General features: G+C 68.1%; 25 protein-coding genes, 1 tRNA gene and 1 pseudogene. 22 read left to right on the top strand and 5 right to left on the bottom strand.

Translation table 11 applies throughout. From position 1 onward, the window contains the following. Positions 1-40 precede the first annotated feature (40 nt). Positions 41-115 (bottom strand) — tRNA-Arg (locus tag ACHFFZ_RS06720). 137 nt (positions 116-252) lie between these two features. Here ACHFFZ_RS06720 and lysA point away from each other — a divergent pair. The 20 genes and pseudogenes from lysA (at position 253) to ACHFFZ_RS06620 (ending at position 19049) form a co-directional block, all read left to right on the top strand. Then, the gene (gene lysA / locus ACHFFZ_RS06715) at positions 253-1656 is read left to right on the top strand and encodes a diaminopimelate decarboxylase (RefSeq protein ID WP_394275879.1); all 1404 of its coding nucleotides are present in this window, start codon (positions 253-255) and stop codon (positions 1654-1656) included. 68 nt (positions 1657-1724) lie between these two features. Continuing rightward, positions 1725-3056 (top strand): homoserine dehydrogenase, encoded by a 1332-nt coding sequence (locus tag ACHFFZ_RS06710; RefSeq protein ID WP_394275878.1) that lies wholly within the window; start codon positions 1725-1727, stop codon positions 3054-3056. Between the two features lies 1 nt (position 3057). Then, positions 3058-3978: a homoserine kinase gene (gene thrB, locus ACHFFZ_RS06705; protein ID WP_394275877.1), complete on the top strand. Its 921-nt coding sequence runs from the start codon at positions 3058-3060 to the stop codon at positions 3976-3978. Positions 3979-4370: 392 nt separating this feature from the next. Continuing rightward, positions 4371-6299 (top strand): transcription termination factor Rho, encoded by a 1929-nt coding sequence (rho, locus tag ACHFFZ_RS06700; RefSeq protein WP_394275876.1) that lies wholly within the window; start codon positions 4371-4373, stop codon positions 6297-6299. A 252-nt stretch (positions 6300-6551) separates the two neighbouring features. After that, positions 6552-6761 carry a 50S ribosomal protein L31 gene (rpmE, locus tag ACHFFZ_RS06695; RefSeq protein WP_394275875.1) on the top strand — a complete coding sequence of 70 codons (210 nt, stop codon included), beginning with the start codon at positions 6552-6554 and terminating at the stop codon, positions 6759-6761. Between the two features lie 125 nt (positions 6762-6886). Then, complete coding sequence (prfA, locus tag ACHFFZ_RS06690; RefSeq protein ID WP_394275874.1) at positions 6887-7960, top strand: peptide chain release factor 1; 1074 nt, start codon at positions 6887-6889, stop codon at positions 7958-7960. Continuing rightward, entirely contained in the window at positions 7957-8793 is an 837-nt protein-coding gene (gene prmC, locus ACHFFZ_RS06685) for a peptide chain release factor N(5)-glutamine methyltransferase (protein WP_394275873.1), read from the top strand. The genes prfA and prmC overlap by 4 nt, the downstream gene beginning before the upstream one ends. A 106-nt stretch (positions 8794-8899) precedes the next feature. Then, positions 8900-9511: pseudogene (locus ACHFFZ_RS06680) on the top strand (L-threonylcarbamoyladenylate synthase); the annotation flags it as partial. A 26-nt stretch (positions 9512-9537) separates the two neighbouring features. Beyond that, a complete protein-coding gene (locus ACHFFZ_RS06675; protein ID WP_394275872.1) occupies positions 9538-10638 on the top strand; it encodes an MraY family glycosyltransferase in 1101 nt (366 codons plus the stop codon). A 95-nt stretch (positions 10639-10733) separates the two neighbouring features. Continuing rightward, positions 10734-11216 carry a hypothetical protein gene (locus tag ACHFFZ_RS06670; protein WP_394275871.1) on the top strand — a complete coding sequence of 161 codons (483 nt, stop codon included), beginning with the start codon at positions 10734-10736 and terminating at the stop codon, positions 11214-11216. 40 nt (positions 11217-11256) lie between these two features. Next, positions 11257-11514 (top strand): hypothetical protein, encoded by a 258-nt coding sequence (locus ACHFFZ_RS06665; protein ID WP_394275870.1) that lies wholly within the window; start codon positions 11257-11259, stop codon positions 11512-11514. Between the two features lie 18 nt (positions 11515-11532). Next, a complete protein-coding gene (gene atpB, locus ACHFFZ_RS06660; RefSeq protein ID WP_394275869.1) occupies positions 11533-12324 on the top strand; it encodes a F0F1 ATP synthase subunit A in 792 nt (263 codons plus the stop codon). Positions 12325-12377: 53 nt separating this feature from the next. Then, positions 12378-12590: a F0F1 ATP synthase subunit C gene (locus ACHFFZ_RS06655; protein WP_394275895.1), complete on the top strand. Its 213-nt coding sequence runs from the start codon at positions 12378-12380 to the stop codon at positions 12588-12590. A gap of 11 nt (positions 12591-12601) precedes the next feature. After that, the gene (locus ACHFFZ_RS06650) at positions 12602-13162 is read left to right on the top strand and encodes a F0F1 ATP synthase subunit B (RefSeq protein WP_394275868.1); all 561 of its coding nucleotides are present in this window, start codon (positions 12602-12604) and stop codon (positions 13160-13162) included. Beyond that, positions 13159-13959, top strand: coding sequence for a F0F1 ATP synthase subunit delta (locus ACHFFZ_RS06645; protein ID WP_394275867.1), 801 nt, complete (start codon positions 13159-13161; stop codon positions 13957-13959). Before ACHFFZ_RS06650 ends, ACHFFZ_RS06645 begins: the two co-directional genes overlap by 4 nt. A 68-nt stretch (positions 13960-14027) precedes the next feature. Continuing rightward, positions 14028-15656: a F0F1 ATP synthase subunit alpha gene (gene atpA, locus ACHFFZ_RS06640; protein ID WP_394275866.1), complete on the top strand. Its 1629-nt coding sequence runs from the start codon at positions 14028-14030 to the stop codon at positions 15654-15656. Between the two features lie 4 nt (positions 15657-15660). Next, the gene (locus ACHFFZ_RS06635) at positions 15661-16578 is read left to right on the top strand and encodes a F0F1 ATP synthase subunit gamma (protein ID WP_394275865.1); all 918 of its coding nucleotides are present in this window, start codon (positions 15661-15663) and stop codon (positions 16576-16578) included. Positions 16579-16592: 14 nt separating this feature from the next. After that, a complete protein-coding gene (gene atpD / locus ACHFFZ_RS06630; RefSeq protein WP_394275864.1) occupies positions 16593-18065 on the top strand; it encodes a F0F1 ATP synthase subunit beta in 1473 nt (490 codons plus the stop codon). Positions 18066-18068: 3 nt separating this feature from the next. Then, positions 18069-18482, top strand: coding sequence for a F0F1 ATP synthase subunit epsilon (locus tag ACHFFZ_RS06625; protein WP_394275863.1), 414 nt, complete (start codon positions 18069-18071; stop codon positions 18480-18482). 120 nt (positions 18483-18602) lie between these two features. Next, positions 18603-19049 (top strand): DUF2550 domain-containing protein, encoded by a 447-nt coding sequence (locus ACHFFZ_RS06620; RefSeq protein ID WP_394275862.1) that lies wholly within the window; start codon positions 18603-18605, stop codon positions 19047-19049. Here ACHFFZ_RS06620 and ACHFFZ_RS06615 read toward each other — a convergent pair. After that, entirely contained in the window at positions 19031-19666 is a 636-nt protein-coding gene (locus ACHFFZ_RS06615; protein ID WP_394275861.1) for a cob(I)yrinic acid a,c-diamide adenosyltransferase, read from the bottom strand. The genes ACHFFZ_RS06620 and ACHFFZ_RS06615 overlap by 19 nt on opposite strands. A gap of 31 nt (positions 19667-19697) precedes the next feature. Here ACHFFZ_RS06615 and ACHFFZ_RS06610 point away from each other — a divergent pair, with 31 nt between their 5' ends. Then, positions 19698-20393: a peptidylprolyl isomerase gene (locus ACHFFZ_RS06610; RefSeq protein WP_394275860.1), complete on the top strand. Its 696-nt coding sequence runs from the start codon at positions 19698-19700 to the stop codon at positions 20391-20393. Positions 20394-20396: 3 nt separating this feature from the next. Here ACHFFZ_RS06610 and ACHFFZ_RS06605 read toward each other — a convergent pair whose 3' ends face one another. After that, the gene (locus tag ACHFFZ_RS06605; RefSeq protein WP_394275894.1) at positions 20397-21191 is read right to left on the bottom strand and encodes an alpha/beta fold hydrolase; all 795 of its coding nucleotides are present in this window, start codon (positions 21189-21191) and stop codon (positions 20397-20399) included. Further along, positions 21188-21466 carry a hypothetical protein gene (locus ACHFFZ_RS06600; protein WP_394275893.1) on the bottom strand — a complete coding sequence of 93 codons (279 nt, stop codon included), beginning with the start codon at positions 21464-21466 and terminating at the stop codon, positions 21188-21190. Before ACHFFZ_RS06600 ends, ACHFFZ_RS06605 begins: the two co-directional genes overlap by 4 nt. 30 nt (positions 21467-21496) lie before the next feature. On the opposite strand from ACHFFZ_RS06600, the gene nucS reads away from it, so the two are divergent. After that, on the top strand, positions 21497-22213 hold the full coding sequence (nucS, locus tag ACHFFZ_RS06595) for an endonuclease NucS (RefSeq protein ID WP_394275859.1): 717 nt from the start codon (positions 21497-21499) through the stop codon (positions 22211-22213). Positions 22214-22258: 45 nt separating this feature from the next. Here nucS and ACHFFZ_RS06590 read toward each other — a convergent pair whose 3' ends face one another. After that, a complete protein-coding gene (locus tag ACHFFZ_RS06590) occupies positions 22259-23599 on the bottom strand; it encodes an adhesin (RefSeq protein WP_394275858.1) in 1341 nt (446 codons plus the stop codon). Positions 23600-23698: the final 99 nt, after the last annotated feature.

The following is a 23698-nucleotide window of genomic DNA, read 5'->3' as shown; positions in this document are numbered from 1 at the left end:
CCCGGGACTGAGGCGTTGCGTGGCGTGGCATGCGCAGCGGTGGCGCCCCCGGCAGGATTCGAACCTGCGCTCCCGCCTCCGGAGGGCGGTGCTCTATCCCCTGAGCTACGGGGGCCACACCCCGGGTTGGTCACCAACGGGGCACGGAACACCCTAGCAGCCCCAGCGGGGTGGGCATGCACGCCGCCCCGACCTCCGGCCACGCTCTGAACGGATCCAGGGCTCCTGGGCGCGATCTGAGAGGATCGTGGCATGACCCATACCCATGTCGCCGGCTCGATCCATGCCGATGCCACCACTGCGGGTCCCCAGTGGCTGGACCGTCCCTCCGACCTCAACCTGCTCGACCCCGCCCTGTGGAGCAGCCAGGTGCGTCGTGGGGAGGACGGCAGCGTCCGCGTCGCGGGATTGGACGTGCGCGAGATCGCCGACCAGGTCGGCACTCCCGCCTATGTCGTCGACGAGGCCGACTTCCGGGAGCGCGCCCGCGCCTTCCGTGACGCCTTCACCGGGTGGCAGGTCTACTACGCCGGCAAGTCCTTCCTGACCCGCAGCGTGGCCCGCTGGATCAGCGAGGAGGGCCTCTACCTCGACGTGTGCAGTGGCGGCGAGCTTGCCGTCGCACTGGCGGGGGGCATGGACCCGGCCCGGATCGGGCTGCACGGCAACAACAAGTCTGTCGCGGAACTGGAACATGCGCTCTCCAGCGGGGTGGGGCGGATCATCGTCGACTCCCTCGACGAGATCGGGCGCATCGAGCAGCTGTGCTCCGAGAACGGCTGGACGGCCCGGGTGATGGTGCGCGTCACCACCGGTGTGGAGGCTCACACCCACGAGTACATCGCCACCGCCCACGAGGACCAGAAGTTCGGCTTCAGCATCACCAATGGCCAGGCGATGGTGGCGATGGTGCGTTGCCACTACAGCGAGCACATGGAGCTGCTCGGCGTGCACTCCCACATCGGCTCGCAGATCTTCGACACCCACGGTTTCGAGGTGGCGGCGCGTCGCACGATGAAGCTGCTGGCGCAGTTCTCCGCCGCCACCGGCACCGAGCTGCCCGAGCTCGACCTCGGGGGCGGCTTCGGCATTGCCTACACCCAGGCCGACACCCCGTCCACGCCGGACGCGCTGGCCAGGAACCTGCGCGAGATCGTCGAGCACGAGGCCCGCGGCTGGAACATCGTGGTGCCCACGATGTCGATCGAGCCCGGACGTGCCATCTGCGGACCCACCACGATGGCCCTCTACGAGGTGGGCACGGTGAAGGTGGTCGACGTCGACGGCGGCCAGAACCGGGTCTACGTCAGCGTCGACGGGGGGATGAGCGACAACATCCGTCCTGCGCTGTATGCGGCGGAGTACTCGGCCGCCGTGGTCTCGCGCAACTCCGATGCCGAACCGGTCCTGAGTCGCGTCGTGGGCAAGCACTGCGAGGGCGGCGACATCCTGGTGCGCGACGTCTTCCTGCCCGCCGACATCCGCCCCGGTGACCTGCTGGCGGTGCCGGCATCGGGCGCCTACTCCCGCTCCATGGCCAGCAACTACAACATGCTCACCAAGCCGCCGGTGGTCGCCGTGCGCGAGGGTGAGCTGAGCACCCTCATCCGTCGTGAGACGCTCGAGGACCTGTTGCGTCTCGACGTCGGCCAATGACACGCCAGACCACGCCCGCCCCCACAGCCAGACCAGCCCATAGCCAGCCAGACCAGCAAGGAATGCCCATGAACAAGCTCGAGGCCACCGACCCCTACCGACTGCCGCCGCTCAAGGTGGCGCTGCTGGGATGCGGGGTGGTGGGAAGCCAGGTGGCGCGCGTCATCACCGAGCAGGCCGATGACCTGACCAACCGGATCGGACGCCGTCTGGAACTGGTCGGGATCGCCGTGCGCTCCCTGGAGCGTGACCACGCCGGGCTTGACCCGGAGCTGTTCACCACTGATGCCGCGTCGCTGGTGGCCCGAGACGACCTCGACATCGTCGTCGAACTGGTGGGTGGCGTCGACCCCATCCGTGAGCTGGTCCTCACCGCCATGGCCAACGGCGCCTCGGTCGTCACCGCGAACAAGGCGATGCTCGCCCAGGACGGGCAGGCGCTGTTCGAGGGCGCCAACCGCACCGGCGTCGACCTGTACTACGAGGCCGCCGTCGCCGGCGCCATCCCGATCGTGAGGCCGCTGCGCGAATCGCTGGTCGGTGACGAGATCACCACCGTGATGGGCATCGTCAACGGCACCACGAACTACATCCTGGACCAGATGACCAGTACCGGGGCGGAGTTCGACGATGCCCTGCGCCAGGCGCAGGAGCTGGGCTATGCCGAGGCCGATCCGACCGCCGACATCGAGGGCTACGATGCCGCGGCGAAGGCAGCGATCATGGCGACCCTGGCCTTCCACACCAGGGTCCGGGGGACCGACGTCCACCGCGAGGGCATCACACGGGTCACCTCGCAGGACATCACCACGGCGCGCAAGCTGGGCTGCGTGGTCAAGATGCTCGCGATCCTGTCCACCACCGAGGGTGGTTCGGTGAGCGCCCGGGTGCACCCGGCCATGGTGCCGGTGGACCACCCCCTGGCCAGCGTCAAGGGCGCCTTCAATGCCATCTTCGTCGAGTCCCGCGAGGCTGGGCAGTTGATGTTCATGGGCCCAGGAGCTGGCGGGTCGCCGACTGCCTCGGCCGTCATGGGCGACCTGGTCACTGTGGCCCGCAACAGGCTGCGCGGCGTGGCCGGTCCGGCCGAGACGCTCTATGCCAACCGGGAGATCGCGCCGATGGGCGATGTGGAGACCCGCTACCTGGTGCGCGCGGCCGTCTCCGACGAGCCGGGGGTGCTGGCTGCCTTCGCAGGGGTCTTCGCGAGCCACAATGTCTCGGTGCAGACCGTCGACCAGTCCACGGCCCAGACGAGCCGCAAGGAGCCCGCGACGGCCGAGTTGGCGCTGATGACCCATGTCGCGAAGGAGTCCGATGTCCAGGCGGTGGTCGCAGAGCTTGCGGCGCACGCCTTCACCCACGGCGAGATCTCGATGCTGCGCGTCGAGGGTCACTGAGATGACCTCGCCCGCTGCGCTCCCGGTCGGTCGCCGGGCCCGGGCCGAGGTGCCGGCCACCAGTGCGAACCTCGGTCCGGGATTCGACTGCCTGGGGCTCGCGCTGACCATGTCCGACCAGGTGGAGGCAGAGGTACTGGTCGAGGGGCTCGAGGTCGAGGTCAGCGGTCAGGGAGCCGGCCGGGTGCCGCTGGACGCTCGGCACCTGGTGGTGCGTGTCCTGTGCCGGGCACTCGACGAACTGGGCCACGAGGCCCCGGGCTTGCGTCTGGTCGCCACGAATGTGGTGCCGCACAGCAGGGGGCTGGGTTCGTCTGCCTCCGCGATCGTGGCGGGCATCGCCCTGGCCTGGGGTCTGGCGCGGCCCGGGGAGGAACTCGACCTCAACTGGGCATGCCGTCTGTCCAGCGAGCTGGAAGGGCATCCGGACAATGCCTGCGCCGCGGTGCTGGGCGGGATCGTGCTCGGGCACATGGAGCCCGGCGACGACGGGCGGCCCGGCGTGCAGGTGGTGCGCCTGGAGCCGGCCGAGGGGCTGCGGTGCATCGTCTGGGTTCCGGAGGTCGAGGTGCCCACCGCTGGTGCTCGTGCCGTGCTGCCCGAGACGGTGCCCTGGGCCGATGCCATCGCCCAGGCCAGCAGTGCTGCCCTGCTGGTCCACGCCCTGACCACGGACCCGGAGCAGCTCCTGCGCGGCACCAGGGACCTCCTGCACCAGGATCGTCGGGCCGCGTTGATGCCCGACTCGGCCCGCCTGATGGGCGAGCTGCGCGCCCACGGCGTCCCCGCCGTCATCTCGGGAGCCGGGCCGACCGTCCTGGCCGTCGGCCGTAGCGAGCAACTCCAGGCACACGAGGCCGTTGACCAGACTGGTTTCGTGCGACACCACCTGGAACTGGGGCCCGGCGTGCAACTCTCCTGAAGCTGCGCTGCGCATGTCTCCTGAAGCTGCGCTGCGCGCGGGGGGCCGGGTGTGGCGAGCCGAGGAATCCGGATGGTATTCTCTTGGCAGGTCGAATGTCCTGCATTCGACGAGCACCTCACAGGTCAGGTGCCTGATCCGCCCGGGATGGGCAGGAGCCGGGCGGGGGACCGATCCACGACGTACCGCGATGAGTCATCCTCGTCGTCGTACGTGTGCATGTCGGTACGACGCCCTGTTCCGCGAGACGTCTCTCCCGGACACCCCACAGTGACTTCGACGCGTGGCACCCCTGCGGTGGACGCGGAGACCCGACCTGATTCGAACCCGGCGACGCCCGGCATGCACAGTGCTGCCATTCCCCGACCCGCCCGGTTCGCGAAAGGAAAGCAGTGACCGAGAACGTGGCCGAGCCCTCCGCAGCCGGCAAGTCCGCATCCACCTCCGGGGGCCTTGCGTCCAAGAACGTGCCCGAGCTGAAGGCCATGGCGGCCGCTCGCGGCATCCGCACCACCGGCCTGAAGAAGGCGGACCTGATTGCCGCCCTCCAGGGGGGTGCCCCCGCCGAGGCCCCGCGCCGGCGTGCCACCCGCAACAGTGCCGCCCCGCAGGAGCAGCCCACCACCGAACAGCCCCAGAAGGCGGAGCGCGCCTCCGCGGTCGAGCAGCCAGTGGCGACCGAGCAGGTGCGCCAGGTGAACGGTGACGAGCAGTCCCAGCAGCGGCCGCGCCGGCAGCGCAACCGCGAGGCTCGTGAGCAGCAGTCCCCTCCGGAGCTGTCCGAGCGTCCCGCCGACGTCGGCGCCGAGGTCGGCGCACGTCTGGCCGAGCTCAGCAGCCAGGCGCCCCGCCAGCGCAACCGCCGTGGCGGTGACAGCGCCGACCAGGCACAGCCCCAGGAGCAGTCCGGCCAGAAGGACGGTGCCCCGTCCCAGGCCAGCAGGCAGGAATCCCAGGCTCAGGACGGTCACAAGCAGGACCGCCAGCAGGGCAACGCAAGCCAGTCCGACCAAGGTCGTGGCAAGGACTCCCAGCAGCGCCAGAACAACCAGAGCAACCAGCGTGACTATGACGGCGACGGCAATGCTGGGCGTCGCGGCCGTCGCCGTCGCCAGCGTGACCGCGGCAACCGCGGTACCCGCAGCGGCCAGAACATGGACCGCTACGAGAACGAGCCGGTCATCAGCGAGGACGACGTCCTGCTCAACATCGGGGGCATCCTCGACATCCTCGACAACTACGCCTTCGTGCGCACCTCCGGCTCCCTGCCCGGGAGCAATGACGCCTATGTCGCGATGACCATGGTGCGCAAGTACGGCCTGCGTCGCGGCGATGTGGTCACCGGTGCCATCCGCCAGGGCAAGGAGGGCGAGCGCAAGGAGAAGTACAACCCGCTCGTCCGCCTGGACACCATCAACGGTGGGGATCCAGAGGCGGCCAAGAACCGCCCCGACTTCAACAAGCTCACCCCGCTCTACCCGCAGGAGCGCCTGCGCCTGGAGAACGGGCCGCTCAACATGACCGGCCGCATCATGGACCTGGTCAGCCCGATCGGCAAGGGCCAGCGCGGCCTCATCGTCTCGCCCCCCAAGGCCGGCAAGACGATGATCATGCAGAACATCGCCAATGCCATCACCATGAACAATCCCGAGGTGCACCTCATGGTGGTGCTGGTCGACGAGCGTCCCGAGGAGGTCACCGACTTCCAGCGGACCGTCTCCGGCGAGGTCATCGCCTCCACCTTCGACCGTCCCGCAGGCGACCACACCACGATCAGCGAGCTGGCCATCGAGCGCGCCAAGCGCCTGGTCGAGCTGGGCCACGACGTGGTCGTGCTGCTCGACGGCATCACCCGCCTGGGGCGCGCCTACAACTTGGCCGCTCCCGCGTCGGGCCGCATCCTGTCCGGTGGTGTGGACTCGGCCGCCCTGTACCCGCCGAAGAAGTTCTTCGGTGCCGCCCGCAACATCGAGGACGGTGGCTCGCTGACGATCCTGGCCACGGCCCTGATCGAGACCGGATCCAAGATGGACGAGGTGATCTTCGAGGAATTCAAGGGCACCGGCAACATGGAGCTGCGGCTCAAGCGCAACCTCGCCGACAAGCGCATCTTCCCGGCCATCGACGTGGATGCCTCCGGCACCCGTCGCGAGGAGCTGCTGCTGGGCCGCGAGGAGCTGGCGATCATCTGGAAGCTGCGCCGTGTCCTGTCGGGCATGGACGACCAGCAGGCCCTGGAGATGCTGCTCAAGCAGATGCGCAAGTCGCAGAACAACTCGGAGTTCCTCGTCCAGATCAGCAAGACGACGCCCTCTGAATGAGAAGGGGCGCCTGCGGCCCCCCTTGGACCCCCGCCGCCTCGCGCGCGCACCGCTCCTCACAGGTTCGGAGCTGCGCTCGAGGCACGGAAGGGGCGCCTGCGGCCCCCCTTGCACCAAAGCAGGATGGGTGGGGAATATCCCCGCCCGGTTTGGCGCTGTGCCCACCAGCACGGCATAATTGTGCGTCGGTGCCGGTTCACGTCCAGAGTCCATGTCAGGGCGACCCGGTGCATCACATACCTAGGAGATGACATGAAGCAGGGAATCCACCCGGAGTACGTGGAGACAACGGTCACCTGTACCTGTGGCAACACGTTCAAGACCCGCAGCACCAGCAAGTCGGGCACGCAGAGCGCCGACGTGTGCGCCGCCTGCCACCCGTTCTACACGGGCAAGCAGAAGATCCTCGACACCGGTGGCCGCGTGGCCCGCTTCGAGCGTCGTTACGCCAAGAAGAAGTAACTTCTTCCACGAGCGCTGGGCGGCAGGGAGACCTGCCCCCAGCGCTCGTCCTTTTCCCCCGGGATCGCGGCCGATCCCACCTCCATCCCGAACGACGCCCGAGACCGCCAGGGCACAGGAGCACCATGTTCGACCAGGCTCCCTCGATCCGCGAGGAATTCGCCCAGCTGGAGGCCCAGATGGGCGATCCCGCACTGCACCAGGACATGGCACGGTCGCGCCGCATCGGGCGCCGATACTCCGAGCTGACCCCCATCATCAAGGCCCTCGCGCAGTACGACCAGGTCGCCGACGACCTGGACGCCGCCGAGGAACTGTCCGAGGCCGACGAGCTCTTCGCCGAGGAGGCCACCGAACTGCGCGCGCGGCTGGAGCAGCTCACCGAGCAGCTCTCGGCCCTGCTGGCCCCGCGCGACCCGCACGACCGGCTGGACGCGATCGTCGAGATCAAGTCGGGCGAGGGCGGCGAGGAGTCGGCCCTGTTCGCGTCGGACCTGCTGCGCATGTACCAGCGCTTCGCCGAGACACACGGCTGGAAGGTCGAGCTCCTTGACGAACAGACCACCGACCTTGGCGGCTACAAGAGCGTCACCGCCGCCGTGAAGGGATCGGCCAGCGGCGGCGACCAGCCCTACGGACTGCTCAAGTTCGAGGGCGGGGTCCACCGCGTGCAACGGGTGCCCGTCACCGAGAGCCAGGGTCGCATCCACACCTCGGCCGCGGGGGTGCTGGTGACCCCCGACCTCGACGACGAGGGCGAGGTCGAGATCAGCGACGACGACCTGCGCATCGACGTCTACCGCTCCTCCGGCAAGGGAGGACAGGGCGTCAACACCACCGACTCCGCGGTTCGCATCACCCACCTGCCCAGTGGCGTGGTGGTGACCTGCCAGAACGAGCGCTCCCAGCTGCAGAACAAGGAACAGGCGATGCGGATCCTGCGCTCGCGCCTGGCTGCGCTCGCCGCGGAGAAGGCCGCCGAGGACGCCTCCGAGGCCCGCCGCTCGCAGGTGCGAACCGTCGACCGTAGCGAACGCATCCGCACCTACAACTTCCCCGAGAACCGCATCGCCGACCACCGCATCGGCTTCAAGGCGCACAACCTGGACCAGGTGCTCGACGGGGCCCTGCAGCCCCTGGTGGATGCGCTGCAGGCCGCCGACCTGGCCGAGCGACTCCAGATGCCGGAGGAGCAGTGAGGGCTTCGCAAGCCGTCCGCGAGGTCCAGCAGCGTCTCGCTGCGGCCGGCACGGCATCGCCGCAGGCCGAGGCGCGGACCCTGGTGGCGCACGTGCTGCGGATCGAACCCAACCGCCTGCTGGTGGCTCCCGACCTCGACGCCGACACCATCGGCCGACTGGATGACCTGGTCAGCCAGCGCTGTGACGGGCGCCCGGTGCAGCACCTGACCGGCGAGGCATGGTTTCGCACCGTCCGACTTGCTGTCGGGCCCGGAGTCTTCGTCCCTCGCCCGGAGACCGAGGTGATGACAGGCTGGGCACTGGATCGCCTGGCCGAGCTGGACTGTCCGCGTGTGGTGGAGCTGTGCGCCGGCTCTGGAGCGATCAGCCTGGCCATCCACGCAGAGATGCCGACCGCCGAGCAGTACGCGGTGGAACTCGACGAGCAGGCCCATGCCTGGGCATCCCGGAACCTGGCCGGCACCGGCGTCGAGCTGGTGCAGGGAGACATGGCCGAGGCCTTTGCCGAGCTGGACGGCACCGTCGACCTGGTGATCGCGAATCCGCCCTACATCCCCCTGGAGGCTTGGGAGTCGGTCACTGCGGAGGTGCGTGACCACGACCCTGCGCTGGCCCTGTGGTCGGGTGATGACGGGTTGGATGCCACCGTGGTGGTCGCCGGCGTCGCCGCCCGCCTGCTGCGTCCCGGTGGCTGGGTGTGCAGCGAACATGCCGAGGTGCAGGAGCACAGCGCACCGCAGGTCTTCGTGGACAACGGGGCCTTCACCCAGGTGAGGGACGAGCGCGACCTTGCCGGACGCCCCCGTTTCGTGACGGCACGTCGACGCTGAGCGACGCCCGGTTGGCCAGTCGTGGCAGGATGTCGGGGTGAGTGAGCAGCAGATCCCGACCTCCGGACAGCAGTTGCGACGCCTCGACGCCGTGGCGCAGACCGGTGAGGCCCTGGCCGCGGCGCAGACCGCGATCGCCGCGGGCGAATGCATCGTGCTGCCGACCGACACCGTCTACGGAATCGGCGCCGATGCCTTCAGTGCCCCCGCGGTCCAGGGATTGCTGGATGCCAAGCACAGGGGACGCGACATGCCGCCCCCCGTGCTCGTGGCCGAGGCCGGCATGCTCGAGGCCCTGGCCGAGGACCTGCCCTCGCACGCCTTGCGGCTCGCAGAGGCCTTCTGGCCCGGCGCCCTGACCTTGATCGTCACCGCACAGCAGCACCTGCGGATGGACCTGGGGGAGACCCGCGGGACCATCGCCGTGCGTGTGCCCGACCACGACTTCACCCGAGACCTGCTCCGCCGCACCGGGCCCCTGGCGGTCAGTTCGGCCAATGTCTCGGGACAGCCCGCCTCGACCGACATCGACGAGGCCCTCGCGCAGCTGGGGGACAGCGTCGCGGTCTACCTGGACGCGGGACCCACGCCGGGTCGGACGCCCTCGACCATCGTCGACTTCGTCAGCGAGCCAATGGGCAAGGTCTTGCGGATGGGGGCGATCGGCATCGAACAGTTGCGTGAGGTGGATCCCTTCATCGTGTGGGACGACGAGCCAACGGCCGGCTGAGGCCAGGGCCACGCATGCGCGAGTACGCCCTGGTGATGCTCACCGCCTTTGCGACCACCTATCTGGTTGCGGGCCTGTGCCGCCGACTGGCGCTGCGCTGCGGCGCCGTGGCCAAGGTGCGTGACCGCGATGTGCACGCTGTCCCGATCCCGTACTTCGGAGGGTTGGCCATGCTGGCGGGCTGCTCGGCAGCCCTGTTGTTGGCCACCCAGCTGCCCTTCCTGGGACGCCACGCGGTGGTGCGCCATGATGCCGGCGCGATCCTGGTGGCCGGGGCCGTGATCTGTCTGGTGGGCGTGCTCGACGACGTGCTGGACCTGCCCGCCATGGCCAAGGCGGCCGGCCAGGTGCTGGCCGCCGGGATCGTGGTGCTCAACGGGGTGCGCATGTTCTGGATCGCGCTGCCCAACCGGATCATCGTGCTGGACACGGCCAGCTCGATCCTGATCACGGTGATCTTCATCTTCCTGTGCGTCAATGCCATCAACTTCGTCGACGGGCTCGACGGCCTGGCCAGCGGGGTGGTGGCGATCGGCGGCCTGGCCTTCTTCAGCTACACCTACCTGCTGGCCCACGAGCAGGACCTCGTGCTGGCCACGACGGCCAGCCTCGTCACCATGGTGATCGGTGGGGTCTGCCTGGGCTTCCTTCCGCACAACTTCTTCCCGGCCCGCATGTTCATGGGCGACTCCGGGTCGATGCTGCTGGGGCTGCTGCTGGCAGCCTCCACCATCTCCCTCACCGGGCAGGTGGACCCGGCGGCGCTGAGCGCCCGCGGGGGAGGGCTGCTGCCGAGCTACCTGCCGATCGTGCTGCCCTTCGCGATCATGGCCCTGCCGTTGCTCGACCTGGTGCTGGCCTATGCCCGGCGCACCCGGGCCGGGACCTGGTGGTTCGTCGCCGACAAGCAGCACCTGCACCACCGCCTGCTCCAGCACGGCCACTCGCAGGTGCGAGCCTGCTTGCTGATGTACCTGTGGACGGCATTGATCAGCTTCGGCGTCGTGGGGGTGGGCACCTGGCCACGATGGTGGGTGGCCGCTGGGCTCGTGCTGCTCACGGCGGTGGCCACCTGGCTGACCGTGCGCCAGCCGCGACGTGCCGGGGTGCGATGAGATGCTTCGACATCAAGACATCGATTGTGTTAGCTTTCACAAGCGGCCCGAGGAGCTACTCGGGCGAACTTGCGGAAGACGGGAACCCACGACGGATGAGCGCTATGGCACTGCCTGAGCCGCGGATCCCCGCGTGGCGCATCCCGTACCTCGCCTTCTCCTTCAAGATCCTGGGGCGGGCGCTGCTGGCCTCGATGGCGACCGGTCTGGTCTGCTGCACCGTGGGCGCGCTGGTGGCCGGTTTGTCCGGTCTGTTCTCGGCCCTGCTGGGGACGGTCGCCGTGGTGGCCTTCCTCGGAGGGGGGAGCCCTGTCCAGCTCGCCGCGATGGGCCAGGGGAGCCAGCAGGCTGTCGGCCTGGTCATCATCTCCTACGGCTCGCGGGTGGCCATGCTGGGCCTGGTGCTGGTAGCCCTGGGGCCGGGACGCTCCCACTGGACACCGCATGTTCCCAGTGTCGTGGCCTCGGTCGTCGCGGTCACCCTTGCGTGGATCTGCGCCATGGTGGCCACCTCGCTCACCAGTCGTGTGCCGGTCTACGACACGCCTTATGAGGTGGGTGATCGCGGTGGTGACTGAGGTGTCAGCACAAGGCAGGACTGATATAGTTCACCACGACATGGACACGCAGTTCCGCCCTCCTTCCTCCCGGCAGCAGATCCCACTGGAGGGGTCGCAAGGCGATGGAATGATTCCACTCAGCTATGTCCTGTCCGGCATGATGCTCTATGGCGGACTGGGGTGGCTGGGGTCCCGATATCTTCACCAAGGGTGGATGCTGCCGACCGGCTTCATCGTCGGACTGGTCATGAGCATGTACCTCATCATCAAGCGCTATGGAAGGGCCGGACGAGACAATGAACTCCAGGGGAGTTGACCAGTGATGCTGCATCTGATGAACGCATTCCCGCTGAAGCTGGTGCCCCTGGAGGGCGGCTACAAGGCTCCCGGGGTCGAGGACTTCCAGTTCCCCGGCCTGTACGGAACCGACTGGCTGACCAAACCGATGCTGCAGGCGATCCTCGCCGCCGTCGTGGTCATCGCCTTCTGGCTGTGGGCCTCCAGCGGACTGTCGGTTCGTCCCACCAAGAAGCAGGTGGTGATGGAGAAGATCTACGAATTCGTGCGCAATTCCATCGCCCGCGACACACTGGGCCGCGACTACCGCAAGTTCCTGCCCTACCTGCTGGCCCTGTTCTTCTTCATCCTGCTGAACAACTGGTTCGGCCAGATGTTCTTCTCGATGTTCCCGACCTTCTCCAACATCGGCTACGCCTACGGCCTGGCAATCGTGACCTGGTTCGTCTACGTCTTCGCCGGCTTCGGCAAGCACGGTGCGGGCTACCTCAAGAACACCCTCATCCCCCCGGGCGTCCCAGTGTGGATGTACCCGCTGGTGATCCCGCTTGAGTTCCTGTCGAACTTCATCACCCGTCCCCTGACGCTGGCCATGCGACTGTTTGCCAACATGTTCGCCGGCCACCTGGTGATCATGCTCTTCGTGGTGGGTGGCGCCTTCCTGCTCACCTACCCGAACAATCTCTTCTTCAACATTTCTGGCGGCCTGTCGCTCATCATGAGCTATGCCCTGTTCGCCCTCGAGCTCTTCGTCGGCGCCCTGCAGGCCTACGTGTTCACTGTGCTGACGGCACAGTACGTCTCGTCCTCGCTCGCGGACGAGCACTGACCCCTAGCTTTCTTCGACCGAAGAAAAACCCGAAAGGAACCACAATGCCCCTCATGGAAATCAGTGGCTCGATCAACGTCATCGGCTACGCCCTCGCCACCCTCGGCCCGGCCCTTGGCGTCGCCTGGATCTTCGCCTCCGTGATCAACGGCACCGCTCGTCAGCCCGAGGCCCGTAGCGCCATGTTCAGCACCGCCATGATCGGCTTCGCCGTGGTCGAGGCCCTGGCGCTGTTCGGCTTCGCCCTCGCCTTCGCCGTCAACTAATGAGCGATTCCATGGTGCCCAACATGTGGGTGCCGCTGGAGATGAACCTGGGGCCGCTGGCGCCGCACCACCTGTCGGAGATCATCGCGGGCATCGTGCTGATCCTGATCGTGACATTCGTCTTCGCGAAGAAGGTCGTTCCCTCCTTCGAGACGATGTACGCGGAGCGCAGCGAGGCCATCCAAGGTGGCATGGAGCGTGCAGAGCGCGCCCAGGCCGAGGCGGAAGCTGCTCGTCAGCAGTACACCTCTCAGCTCTCGCAGGCACGTGACGAGGCGGCCCAGATCCGAGAAGAAGCCAAGTCGCAGGGTGCGCAGATCCTCGCGGAGATGCGTGACCAGGCCACGAAGGAGTCTGCCCGGATCCTGGAGACCGCCAGGACCCAGATCGCTGCCGAGCGCAGCCAGGCCATGCACCAGCTGACCAGTGAGGTCGGTGGCCTCGCCACCACCCTCGCCGGACGCATCGTCGGGGAGAGCCTCGAGGATGACCAGCGGGTGCGCGCCACGGTCGACCGTTTCCTGGCCGATCTCGAGTCCCAGCCGGCCCGCACCGGGGGGCAGCAGGCATGACCCTTGGTGCAACCGAAGAGGCCAGGCTCAGCGACCTGGACAGGGCCGTGGCGGATGAGGCCCTCGAGGCGGCCACGCCCGCGGAGCTCTTCTCCGTCGTGGACGCGCTCGACAAGCAGTCGGCGCTCAAGCGGGCGCTGACGGACCCGGCAACCGATGCCGCCGTCCGCCAGCAGCTGGCCGAGCGGTTGCTCGAGGGCAAGGTCGGCGGCCAGGCGATCCACATCGTCAAGCAGGCCGTCGCCCAGCGTTGGAACTCGGGACGTGGACTGGCCGACGCCCTCGAGCGCCAGGCAGTCCTCGGCCTGTTCCGGCAGGCACGCGACGGGGGACAACTCGACGAGGTCCAGGGGCAGCTGTTCGGCTTCCTGCGCACCGTCGAGGAGTCCGCCGAACTGCGCGAGGCCGTCAGTGACCGCAGCAAGCCGCTCCAGGCCCGTCAGCAGCTGGTGCGCCAGCTCCTGCAGTTCAAGGCCAATGGCGTGGTCGAGGACCTGGCCATTCGGGCCGTGGGGGCGCGCAAGCGCACCTTCGCCCGCACGGTCGAGTCCTACCTGACCCAGGCGGCGCAGGTGCGTGGGCGCGACATCGCCCGTGTCACCGTCGCACGTCCCCTGGACGTCGACCAGGCCGAGCGGATGCGCGCAGCACTGAGCCGCATCCATGGTCGTGATGTCGAGCTGCAGGTCAGCGTGGACCCCCAGGTGATCGGTGGCGTCCGCGTGGAACTCGGCGACGAGGTCTTCGAGGGAACGATTTCCGAACGGCTCGACCAGGTCCACCGCGCGCTCGTCTGAGACAGCGGGGACCAACCCACAAACCAGCGCTCCCCGGCGGGTGCGCACATCGAAAGAGTAGGGACGCAATGGCGGAACTGACGATTCGTCCGGACGAGATCCGCGACGCCCTGGACACCTTCGTCCAGAACTACACCCCCGCGGCGGCCGAGCGCGAAGAGGTCGGCACCGTGGTCACCTCCGGTGACGGCATCGCCCGGGTCGAGGGCCTGCCCTCGGCGATGGCCAACGAGCTGCTGAAGTTCGACAACGGCACCACCGGCATCGCCCTGAACCTCGACACCCGTGAGATCGGCGTCGTCGTCCTGGGCAACTCCGAGGGCATCGAGGAGGGCTCGACGGTGCGCGGCACCGGGGAGGTCCTCTCGATCCCGGTCGGCGAGGGCTACCTGGGTCGCACCGTCGACGCGATGGGCAACCCGATCGACGGCCTCGGTGAGATCACCAACCTCGAGGGCCGTCGTGCCCTGGAGCTGCAGGCCGCCGGTGTCATGGACCGCCAGGAGGTGCGTGAGCCCCTCCAGACCGGTCTCAAGGCCATCGACGCGATGATCCCGATCGGCCGTGGCCAGCGCCAGCTGATCATCGGTGACCGCAAGACCGGCAAGACCGCCATTGCCATCGACGCGATCATCAACCAGAAGGCCAACTGGGAGTCGGGCGACCCCAAGAAGCAGGTCCGCTGCATCTATGTCGCCGTCGGCCAGAAGGGCTCGACGGTCGCCGAGGTGCGCCGCAACCTGGAGGAGGCCGGTGCACTGGAGTACACCACCATCGTCAACGCCCCCGCCTCTGATGCCGCCGGCTTCAAGTACATCGCCCCCTATGCCGGTTCGGCCATCGGCCAGCACTGGATGTACCAGGGCAAGCACGTCCTGATCGTCTTCGACGACCTGACCAAGCAGGCCGAGGCCTACCGCGCCATGTCGCTGCTGCTGCGTCGCCCGCCGGGGCGCGAGGCCTACCCCGGTGACGTCTTCTACCTGCACAGCCGCCTGCTGGAGCGTTGCGCCAAGCTCTCCGACGAGCTGGGCGGCGGCTCGATGACCGGCCTGCCGATCATCGAGACCAAGGCCAACGACGTCTCGGCCTACATCCCGACCAACGTGATCTCGATCACCGACGGCCAGATCTTCCTGCAGTCCGACCTGTTCAACGCCAACCAGCGTCCCGCCGTGGACGTCGGCATCTCGGTCTCCCGAGTCGGTGGCGCCGCCCAGATCAAGGCCATGAAGAAGGTCGCCGGTACCCTCAAGATCTCGCTGGCCCAGTTTCGCGACATGCAGGCCTTCGCCATGTTCGCCTCGGACCTGGACGAGACCTCGCGTCGCCAGCTGGACCGTGGTGCCCGCCTGACCGAGCTCCTGCGCCAGCGCAACAACCAGCCCTATGCCGTCGAGGACCAGGTCGTCAGCGTGTGGGCCGGCCTCAACGGACAGTTCGACGACGTGCCCGTCGAGGACGTGCTGGACTTCGAGCAGGGCCTGCTCGACCACCTGCGTCGCAACAGCTCGGTGCTGCAGAACATCGCCGAGACCAAGCAGTTCGACGACGACTCCGCCAAGGCACTGACCGACGAGATCGCCCGCTTCAAGCAGGACTTCCGTACCTCGAAGGGCCAGAGCCTCGCCGAGATCCACGCCCCGCTCGATGCGAAGGACGTCTCGAACGAGCAGATCGTCGTGAAGCGGAGCTGAGCCAATGCCAGCAAGCCTGAGGGAGCTGCGACAGCGCAAGAGCTCTGTCTCCTCCACACAGAAGATCACCAAGGCGATGGAGCTCATTGCGGCCTCGCGCATCGTGAAGGCAGACCGCGCAGCCCGCGCGGCCCTCCCGTACACGAGCGTGCTCAACCGCGCCGTGGCCACCGTCGCCCAGCACACCGACATCGAGCATCCGCTGACACAGGAGGCGAAGGAGCGTCGTCGGGCCGCCATCGTGCTGTTCACCTCGGACCGAGGGCTCGCTGGCGGCTACTCGACCAGTGCCATCAAGCAGGCACTGCAGCTCAAGGCACGCCTGGAGTCCGAAGGCCTCGAGGTGCTCATCTACACCAGCGGACGCAAGGCGGCGGACTTCCTGCGCTTCCGGGAGATCCCGGTCGAGCAGGAGTGGGAGGGCTACACCGACAGCCCCGCCTACGACGATGCCGTCACAATCAGCGACGAGCTCCTCCAGAGCTTCCTGAAGCCCTACGAGGAGGGCGGCGCCGATGAGATCTACGCCGTCTACACCCGCATGGTCTCCATGCTCGTGCAGGAGCCGCGCGTTCGTCGTGTGCTCCCGATCGAGGTCGTCGAGGAGGGCAAGGACGCAGACCACGAGATCGGTTCCGACCGGCAGTTGGACTACAGCTTCGAGCCCGACGCGGAGACGGTCCTCGACCAGCTCCTGGGTCTCTACGTGCGCAACCGCATCTGGTTCTACCTGCTGGAGTCGGCAGCATCCGAGCTGGCGAGCAGGCAGAAGGCGATGAAGTCGGCCAGTGACAATGCGCAGCAACTGATCAACAGCCTCACGACCGAGATCAACCAGGCGCGTCAGGCCCAGATCACCCAGGAAATCACCGAAATCGTGGGCGGCGCCTCGGCGCTGACCGAGGCCGACCAGGCCGAGTGAACAAGGAAGAGAATATGACTGACACCCTTGTCAATCCCCAGACCGAGCAGCGCGCCGGCGGCACCGGCCGCGTTGCGCGGGTCATCGGCCCGGTGGTGGACGTCGAGTTCCCCGTCGACGCGATGCCCGACATCATGAACGCCCTGACCGTCACCGTTGACGACATCGACGGTGAGGGCGATGCCAAGCGCACCTTCACCCTGGAGGTTGCCCTCCACATCGGTGACAACATCGTGCGTGCCATCTCGCTGAAGCCCACCGACGGCCTGCGCCGCGGTGACCTGGTCACTGACACCGGCGCCCCGATCAGCGTCCCCGTCGGCGACGTCACCAAGGGCCGCGTGTGGAACGTGACCGGTGACTGCCTCAACGAGGACCTCCAGGCCAACGGCGTGGAGATCACCGAGCGTTGGCCCATCCACCGCGATGCGCCCAAGTTCGACGAGCTCGAGAGCAAGACCGAGATGCTGCACACCGGCATCAAGGTGCTCGACCTGCTGACCCCCTACGTCCAGGGCGGCAAGATCGGCCTGTTCGGTGGCGCCGGCGTGGGCAAGACGGTGCTCATCCAGGAGATGATCTACCGCATCGCCCACAACTTCGGTGGCACCTCGGTCTTCGCCGGCGTCGGCGAGCGCACCCGTGAGGGCAATGACCTCATCATGGAGATGGACGAGGCCGGCGTCTTCAAGGACACCGCCCTGGTCTTCGGCCAGATGGACGAGCCCCCGGGCACCCGTCTGCGCGTCGCCCTGAGCGCCCTGACGATGGCCGAGTACTTCCGCGACGTCCAGAACCAGGACGTGCTGCTGTTCATCGACAACATCTTCCGCTTCACCCAGGCCGGCTCCGAGGTCTCGACCCTGCTGGGTCGCATGCCCTCCGCCGTGGGCTACCAGCCCAACCTGGCTGACGAGATGGGTCAGCTGCAGGAGCGCATCACCTCGGTTCGTGGCCACTCGATCACGTCGATGCAGGCCATCTACGTGCCCGCCGATGACTACACCGACCCGGCGCCGGCCACCACCTTCGCCCACCTCGACGCCACCACGGAGCTCTGGCGAGACATCGCCTCGCGTGGTCTGTACCCGGCCGTCGACCCGCTCACCTCGAGCTCGCGCATCCTCGACCCGCAGTACGTGGGCCAGGAGCACTACGACACCGCGGTGCGCGTCAAGCAGATCCTCCAGCGCAACAAGGAGCTGCAGGACATCATCGCCATCCTCGGTGTCGACGAGCTGAGCGAGGAGGACAAGATCACGGTGAACCGTGCTCGCCGCATCCAGCAGTTCCTCAGCCAGAACACCTACATGGCGGAGAAGTTCACCGGTATCGAGGGCTCCACGGTGGAGCTGAAGGACACCATCGAGTCCTTCCAGATGATCTGCAATGGCGACGTGGACCACATCCCCGAGCAGGCCTTCTTCAACGTCGGTGGCATGGCCGACGTCGAGGAGCAGTGGCACAAGCTCCAGAAGGGCAACTGATCCATGGCTGATCCGATGGTCGTCGAGGTCGTCGCGGCCGACAGGATGGTCTGGGAGGGTGAGGCCACCAATGTCATCGTGCGCACCACGGAGGGTGACATCGGCATTCTCCCCGGTCACGAGCCCATGCTGGCGGCACTGGTGCCCTGTGCTGCCGAGATCGTGACCGCCGAGGGTCATCGCGAGCTGGTGGCCGTCGACGGTGGTTTCCTCTCGGTGGCGCAGAACCACGTCAGCCTGGTCTCGGCGAAGGCCTCGCTGTACGACGAGATCTCCCGCGAGGAAGCCCAGCGCCAGTACGACGAGCTCAGTGCCCGCCACGAGAAGGGCGAGCTGAACGACGACGAGGTGCACAGCCTGCACCTGGCCGAGGCGCAGCTCAAGACGGCGGAGAAGAGCACCAAGGTGGGTCACTGACCCATCCCGGGAACGGGGCCGGGGGACCGTCGTCCTCCGGCCCCGTTCGTCTGCCCCGACGAAGATGAAGATCTGGTCGCGGATGCGACGCACCCCCGGTTGATCAGGTACTTTGAGCCCATGGAGTGGTGGCAGGCCGGTGCGGGAGCAGTCTTCGCCGTGTTGCTCGCCCTGCTGCTGCCACTGGTGGCCCTCTATTTGCGGCGCCGGTGGCTGTCCAACCAGGGCGGGGTCTTCGACTGTGCCCTGCGTCGTGTCGAGGGTGCCTGGTCGACCGGCGTGGCCCGCTACCACGGCGACGAACTCGAGTGGTACCGGATCTTCTCCTTCAGCATGCGGCCCAAGGTGGTGCTGCGACGCGACCTGACCCGCACGATCGGCCGTCGACGGCCGACCAATGCCGAGGGAACCGTGCTCTTCAACGATGTCCAGATCCTGGGCGTGGCCAGCCGAACGAGGCCCGCCCACCGCTACGAGCTCGCGATGGGCTCCCAGTCGATCACTGGACTGATGAGCTGGCTGGAGGCCGCACCCCCGGGAGGGGACTCCTACAACGGTCTGGAATGATCTGGCGCTGACGGGTTGCGTTCGCCTCCGGGCACCCACAGCACCTCGTCGGAGCCATTGGCGGCGCGGCTCATGATGAACAGCAGGTCGGACAGTCGGTTGAGATAGGTGATAGCCAGCGGGTTCACGCCGCCCGGCTGCTTGTCCGGATCCACGCTCACCTCGGTGCCATAGGCCTCGGCGCACATCCAGGCGGTCCGTTCCGCCCGTCGCACGACGGTGCGCGCCACGTGCAGGTGCGCCGCTGCGGGGGTGCCGCCGGGCAGGATGAAGGAGCGAAGGTTGGGCAGGTCGGCCCCGAACTCGTCACACCAGTGCTCCAGGCGGTCGATGCTCTCCTGGACGATGCGCAGCGGTTCCCACTGCGGTTCGGCGACCAGTGGGTTGGACAGGTCGGCACCCAGGTCGAAGAGCTCGTTCTGGACGATCCCCAGAGCCGCCACCAGGCGCTCGTCCAGGCCGCCGGAGGCCAGGGCGACGCCGATGGTGGAGTTTGCCTCGTCGACCTCGCCGTAGGCCTGGACCCGCAGGTCGGTCTTGCGGGCCACCGAGTTGTCGCTCAGCCGGGTTTCGCCGGCATCGCCGGTGCGGGTGTAGATGCGCGTCAGGTTCACCATGGTCCCAGCCTAGTTCGTTAGGGTTTGGGCCATGTCGAAGCCTCTTGCCCTCCTCTCCTGCGCCGCCGTGCTGCTCGTCACCTCGGCTGGCTGCGGCCAGCAGTCCTCCTCAGAACAGAAGGCCGGGGGGCAGGTGGCCACCTGTTCCTATCCGTCGGCCGGGAGTCCGGTGAATCCTGTCGACCCGCCGTCGACCCACGATGTGCCCGGCGCCGGCACCGCTGCGGTCACCATGAAGCTGGACGGCAAGCCGGTCACCATCACGCTCGACCGGGCCGGGGCCCCGTGCGCCTCCCACTCGCTGGAGTCGCTGGCCAAGCAGGGCTGGTTCACCGACACCACCTGCCACCGGCTCACCGACCAGGGCATCTTCGTCCTGCAGTGCGGAGACCCGAGCGGCACCGGCTCCGGCGGCCCCGGCTACACCTTCGCCGACGAGCTGGGCACCGCGAAGGAGCTGCCGTCCGCAGGCACCGCCCCCGACGGGACCGCGCTGGTGAACTACACCAGGGGGACCGTTGCCATGGCCAATGCCGGCCCCGACACCAATGGTTCGCAAATCTTCCTGGTCTGGCAGGACAGCACCCTGCCCGCCGCCTACACGGTGCTGGGGCGGATGGACGACAAGTCGCTCCAGGCGGTGGGGGAGGTGGCGGCCCAGGGTGTCGCGGCCGACGGTCGCAGCCCCAATGCGCCGGCGAAGATCACCGACGTGACCCTGGGCTGAGCCTCAGCCCTCCAGGGCCAGGAAGCTGCGCAGGGTGGAGGTGAAGGCGGCCGGCTGCTCGGAGTGGACCCAGTGGCCGGCATCCTTGATCGTCACCAGCACATAACGGGGGAAGAGTTCGCGCATGGTCTGGTAGGCGTCCTGGCGCACATAGGGCGACTTCTCGCCGGCCACCCACAGCACCCGGCCGTCGTAGTGGGCGTCGATGGCGGGCCAGTCGCTGATGGTGCCCTCCAGCTCCCGGGCCAGCAGGTCCAGGTTCATCTGCCAGTGCCAGCGGCGCGTTCCGGAACCGTCGACGTCCTCGTGTCGCAGGTTCTGCATCAGGAAGCCGCGCACGGTGTCGCTCGGGATGCCCTCGCGCAGCAGTTCGTCGGCCTGCTTGCGGTTGGTCAGATCGGCCAGCGGCAGCGACTGCATCGCCTGGACCAGCGGGCCGAAATTGGTGCCCAGCCCGACACTGGGGGAGATGTCGACCACCATCAGTCGTTCGACGAGTTCCGGGTGCTCCAGTGCCGTGCGCATCGCCACCTTGCCGCCCATCGAGTGCCCCACCAGGCAGACCGGGGAGCCGATCGTCTCCAGCAGCTCGGCCACGCTGGCGGCCAGTGTCGGGTAGGAGAGCTCGTCGGTCCACGGTGAGCGACCGTGGTTGGGAAGGTCGACCAGGGTGCAGGTGGCCACGTCGGCGAGCTGCTTGGCGATCGAGGTGAAGTTCTTGCCCTGCCCGAAGATCCCGTGCAGGAAGACCAGCTGTGCGGGGCCGTCGCCGATGGTGGTGGTGTGCAGGCTCATCAGTGCTTCCTGTTCCAGCAGCCGCTGTGCCAGTGGCGCCGCTCGTCGATGGGAGAGGCCGCCTGGTTGAAGCCGGTCGGGCTGGCCGGCCAGGCCACCAGGTGGGGCATGCCCGGCGTGATGGTGCGCAGGCAGCCGGGGCAGGTGTAGGTCTTGGTGGCGCGGCTGCCCGGGATGCTGCGCACCAGCCAGCGGCCGTCGGCCTTCAGGGCGCTGCTGGCATGCCCGCCGCTCAGGGGGCGGGCCGGACGCAGGTGCTTGCTCGGTCGCTTTGCCACGATCCAAGCCTACCGGGGTAGGTTTGCCGGGTGCGTCTCGTGATTGCCCAGTGCCAGGTGGACTACGCCGGCCGACTGACCGCCCATCTGCCCATGGCCAAGCGCCTGATCATCGTCAAGGCGGACACCTCGGTGTCCATCCACGCCGATGACCGCGCCTACAAGCCGCTGAACTGGATGAGCCCGCCCTGCAAGCTCACCATCGAGCACGTGGAGCCCGGCACTGACCAGGCTGCCACGACTGACGAGGTCGACGCCCAGCTGACCCAGGTGTGGGAGGTCAAGGGCAAGGACGGCGACACCCTGCAGATCTCCATCGGGGAGGTCTACCACGACTTCGAGACCGGGTTCGGTCCCGATCCGGGTCTGCAGAAGGACGGCGTCGAGGCCCACCTGCAGGCGCTGCTCGCCGAGAACCCCGACACCTTCGGGGAGGGCTATCGGCTGGTACGGCGCGAGTACTTCACCCCGATCGGCCCGGTCGACCTGCTGCTGCGCGACGACGAGGGCCGCTATGTGGCCGTCGAGGTGAAGCGCCGCGGCGAGATCGACGGCGTGGAACAGCTGACCCGCTACCTGGAGCTGATGAACCGTGACCCACAGATGGCGCCGGTGAGCGGAGTCTTCGCGGCGCAGCAGATCAAGCCCCAGGCCCGCACTCTTGCCACCGACCGCGGCATCACCTGCGTCACCGTCGACTACGACGAGCTGCGCGGCATGGACCACGCGGAGGACCGTCTCTTCTGACGATCATGGCCCCGCCGCCAGAGGGCTGGGGGCACTCGGCCAGCCTCAGCCCTGATCGCCCCGGATCACCGTGGTCGGCTCGGCATCCGCGACGGTGACGGTCGCCTCCTGGTCGAAGACCTGGGTCTGTTCCTGCTCCGCCGGGGCGGGCTGCTGCTGAGTGGGGGTCTCCTGAACCGGGGCCTGCTCCTGGCGCCAGGTGGCCTTGTCGTCCTCGCGCGGGTCGGAGGTGCCGAAGGGGTCCTCGTCGGGGAAGTCGAGTGGGGCGTCGCCAGCCAGCTGGCGCAGGTTGGACAGCTGGGCGACGATCGAGGCCTTGCGGGTGAGCAGGGCGGAGACCTCGCGGTCGAGCTGTTCCTTGCGCCACGCGTACTGCTCCTCGAGGCGGTCCTTCATCATGGCCGCCTGCCGGTGCGCGGCGGCCAGCGTCTGCTCGGCATCATTGGCCGCCTCAGTGCGGGATCGTTCCGCGTCGGCCAACGCCTCGGCGCGCAGCTGCTGGGCCTTCTCGTTCTCCTCGGTGAGCAGTTGGGTGCTCTGGGCGTGGTGGGCGGTGGCCTCCTCGAGCAGGCGCTGGGTCTGCGCCTGCACCTCGGTGAAGCGGTCCTTGGCCTCGGTGATGATCTGCTCGGCCTGGTCACGGGCCTCGCTGACGGTCTTCGCGGCGAGGCTGTTCGCTTCGGCAACCAGACGCTCGGACTCACCCTTGGCCGCGGTGAGCAGCTCCTCGGCCTGGGCGCGGGCCTCGGCCAGCGTGCTGGCGGCGGCCTTCTCGGCCTGGTGGGTGGTCTCGGCCGCGTCGACGTTCGCCTTCTGCTTGAGCGCCTCCGAACCCTTGGTGGACTCCACCACGATCGCCTCGGCCTCGCGGCGGGCCGCGGCGACGATGTTCTCGGCCTCGGTGGTGGCCTTGGCCAGTGTCTCCTTGGAGTCGCGGTCGAGGTCCTCGCGCAGCTGCCGCAGGTTGGCCAGCCCGGCGACGCGGATGTCGTCGGCCTCGGCCTGGGCATTGGCCCGCAGGTCGGCGGCGACCCGTCGGCCCTCCTCCTTGATGCGCTCGGCCTCAAGCTCGCCACGGTGCACGAGGTCCTTGCCCTGGGCCTCGGCGGCGCGCAGGATGCCCGTGGCGTGCGAGCCCAGGCGGGTGAAGTCGGTGGTGCCCGTGGCGCGGGCCGCGGTGGCGGCCTCGCGGCGCAGGTGACGGGTGAGCTGCTTGAGCGTCGAGAGCTGCATCTCGATCTCGCGCACGTAGTTGTCGACGGAGGCGCGGTCGTAGCCCATCATCGACTTGGGAAAGGAACCGGCCACCGAGGCGGAGTCGTCGAACAGGTTGAGCCCGGTCTCCTCGTTCAGGACCGCATCCTCGTCGTAGTACTCGCTGCTCACTGTCGTCCTCTCGGGGGCAAAGGGGGGGATCTCGCGCCTGGGCACAGGCTACCAAGCACTACACGGCACGGACGGCGGCGCTCCGTGGCTGGAGCAGTC

This window comes from Luteococcus sp., assembly GCF_043424415.1.
In the GTDB taxonomy this organism is placed as follows: Bacteria; Actinomycetota; Actinomycetes; order Propionibacteriales; family Propionibacteriaceae; genus Luteococcus.
Note: the sequence above shows the minus strand (reverse complement) of the source record. Positions and strands in the feature narration are given on the sequence as shown.

Coding starts and splice junctions, on each gene's coding strand:
- ACHFFZ_RS06665 (WP_394275870.1), top strand. CDS start 11,257: ATGGACACGCAGTTCCGCCCTCCTTCCTCCCGGCAGCAGATCCCACTG.
- atpA (WP_394275866.1), top strand. CDS start 14,028: ATGGCGGAACTGACGATTCGTCCGGACGAGATCCGCGACGCCCTGGAC.
- ACHFFZ_RS06635 (WP_394275865.1), top strand. CDS start 15,661: ATGCCAGCAAGCCTGAGGGAGCTGCGACAGCGCAAGAGCTCTGTCTCC.
- ACHFFZ_RS06625 (WP_394275863.1), top strand. CDS start 18,069: ATGGCTGATCCGATGGTCGTCGAGGTCGTCGCGGCCGACAGGATGGTC.
- atpB (WP_394275869.1), top strand. CDS start 11,533: ATGAACGCATTCCCGCTGAAGCTGGTGCCCCTGGAGGGCGGCTACAAG.
- ACHFFZ_RS06650 (WP_394275868.1), top strand. CDS start 12,602: ATGGTGCCCAACATGTGGGTGCCGCTGGAGATGAACCTGGGGCCGCTG.
- ACHFFZ_RS06655 (WP_394275895.1), top strand. CDS start 12,378: ATGGAAATCAGTGGCTCGATCAACGTCATCGGCTACGCCCTCGCCACC.
- rpmE (WP_394275875.1), top strand. CDS start 6,552: ATGAAGCAGGGAATCCACCCGGAGTACGTGGAGACAACGGTCACCTGT.
- prfA (WP_394275874.1), top strand. CDS start 6,887: ATGTTCGACCAGGCTCCCTCGATCCGCGAGGAATTCGCCCAGCTGGAG.
- ACHFFZ_RS06645 (WP_394275867.1), top strand. CDS start 13,159: ATGACCCTTGGTGCAACCGAAGAGGCCAGGCTCAGCGACCTGGACAGG.
- ACHFFZ_RS06670 (WP_394275871.1), top strand. CDS start 10,734: ATGAGCGCTATGGCACTGCCTGAGCCGCGGATCCCCGCGTGGCGCATC.
- atpD (WP_394275864.1), top strand. CDS start 16,593: ATGACTGACACCCTTGTCAATCCCCAGACCGAGCAGCGCGCCGGCGGC.
- ACHFFZ_RS06710 (WP_394275878.1), top strand. CDS start 1,725: ATGAACAAGCTCGAGGCCACCGACCCCTACCGACTGCCGCCGCTCAAG.
- thrB (WP_394275877.1), top strand. CDS start 3,058: ATGACCTCGCCCGCTGCGCTCCCGGTCGGTCGCCGGGCCCGGGCCGAG.
- ACHFFZ_RS06620 (WP_394275862.1), top strand. CDS start 18,603: ATGGAGTGGTGGCAGGCCGGTGCGGGAGCAGTCTTCGCCGTGTTGCTC.
- ACHFFZ_RS06675 (WP_394275872.1), top strand. CDS start 9,538: ATGCGCGAGTACGCCCTGGTGATGCTCACCGCCTTTGCGACCACCTAT.
- lysA (WP_394275879.1), top strand. CDS start 253: ATGACCCATACCCATGTCGCCGGCTCGATCCATGCCGATGCCACCACT.
- ACHFFZ_RS06615 (WP_394275861.1), bottom strand. CDS start 19,666: ATGGTGAACCTGACGCGCATCTACACCCGCACCGGCGATGCCGGCGAA.
- ACHFFZ_RS06610 (WP_394275860.1), top strand. CDS start 19,698: ATGTCGAAGCCTCTTGCCCTCCTCTCCTGCGCCGCCGTGCTGCTCGTC.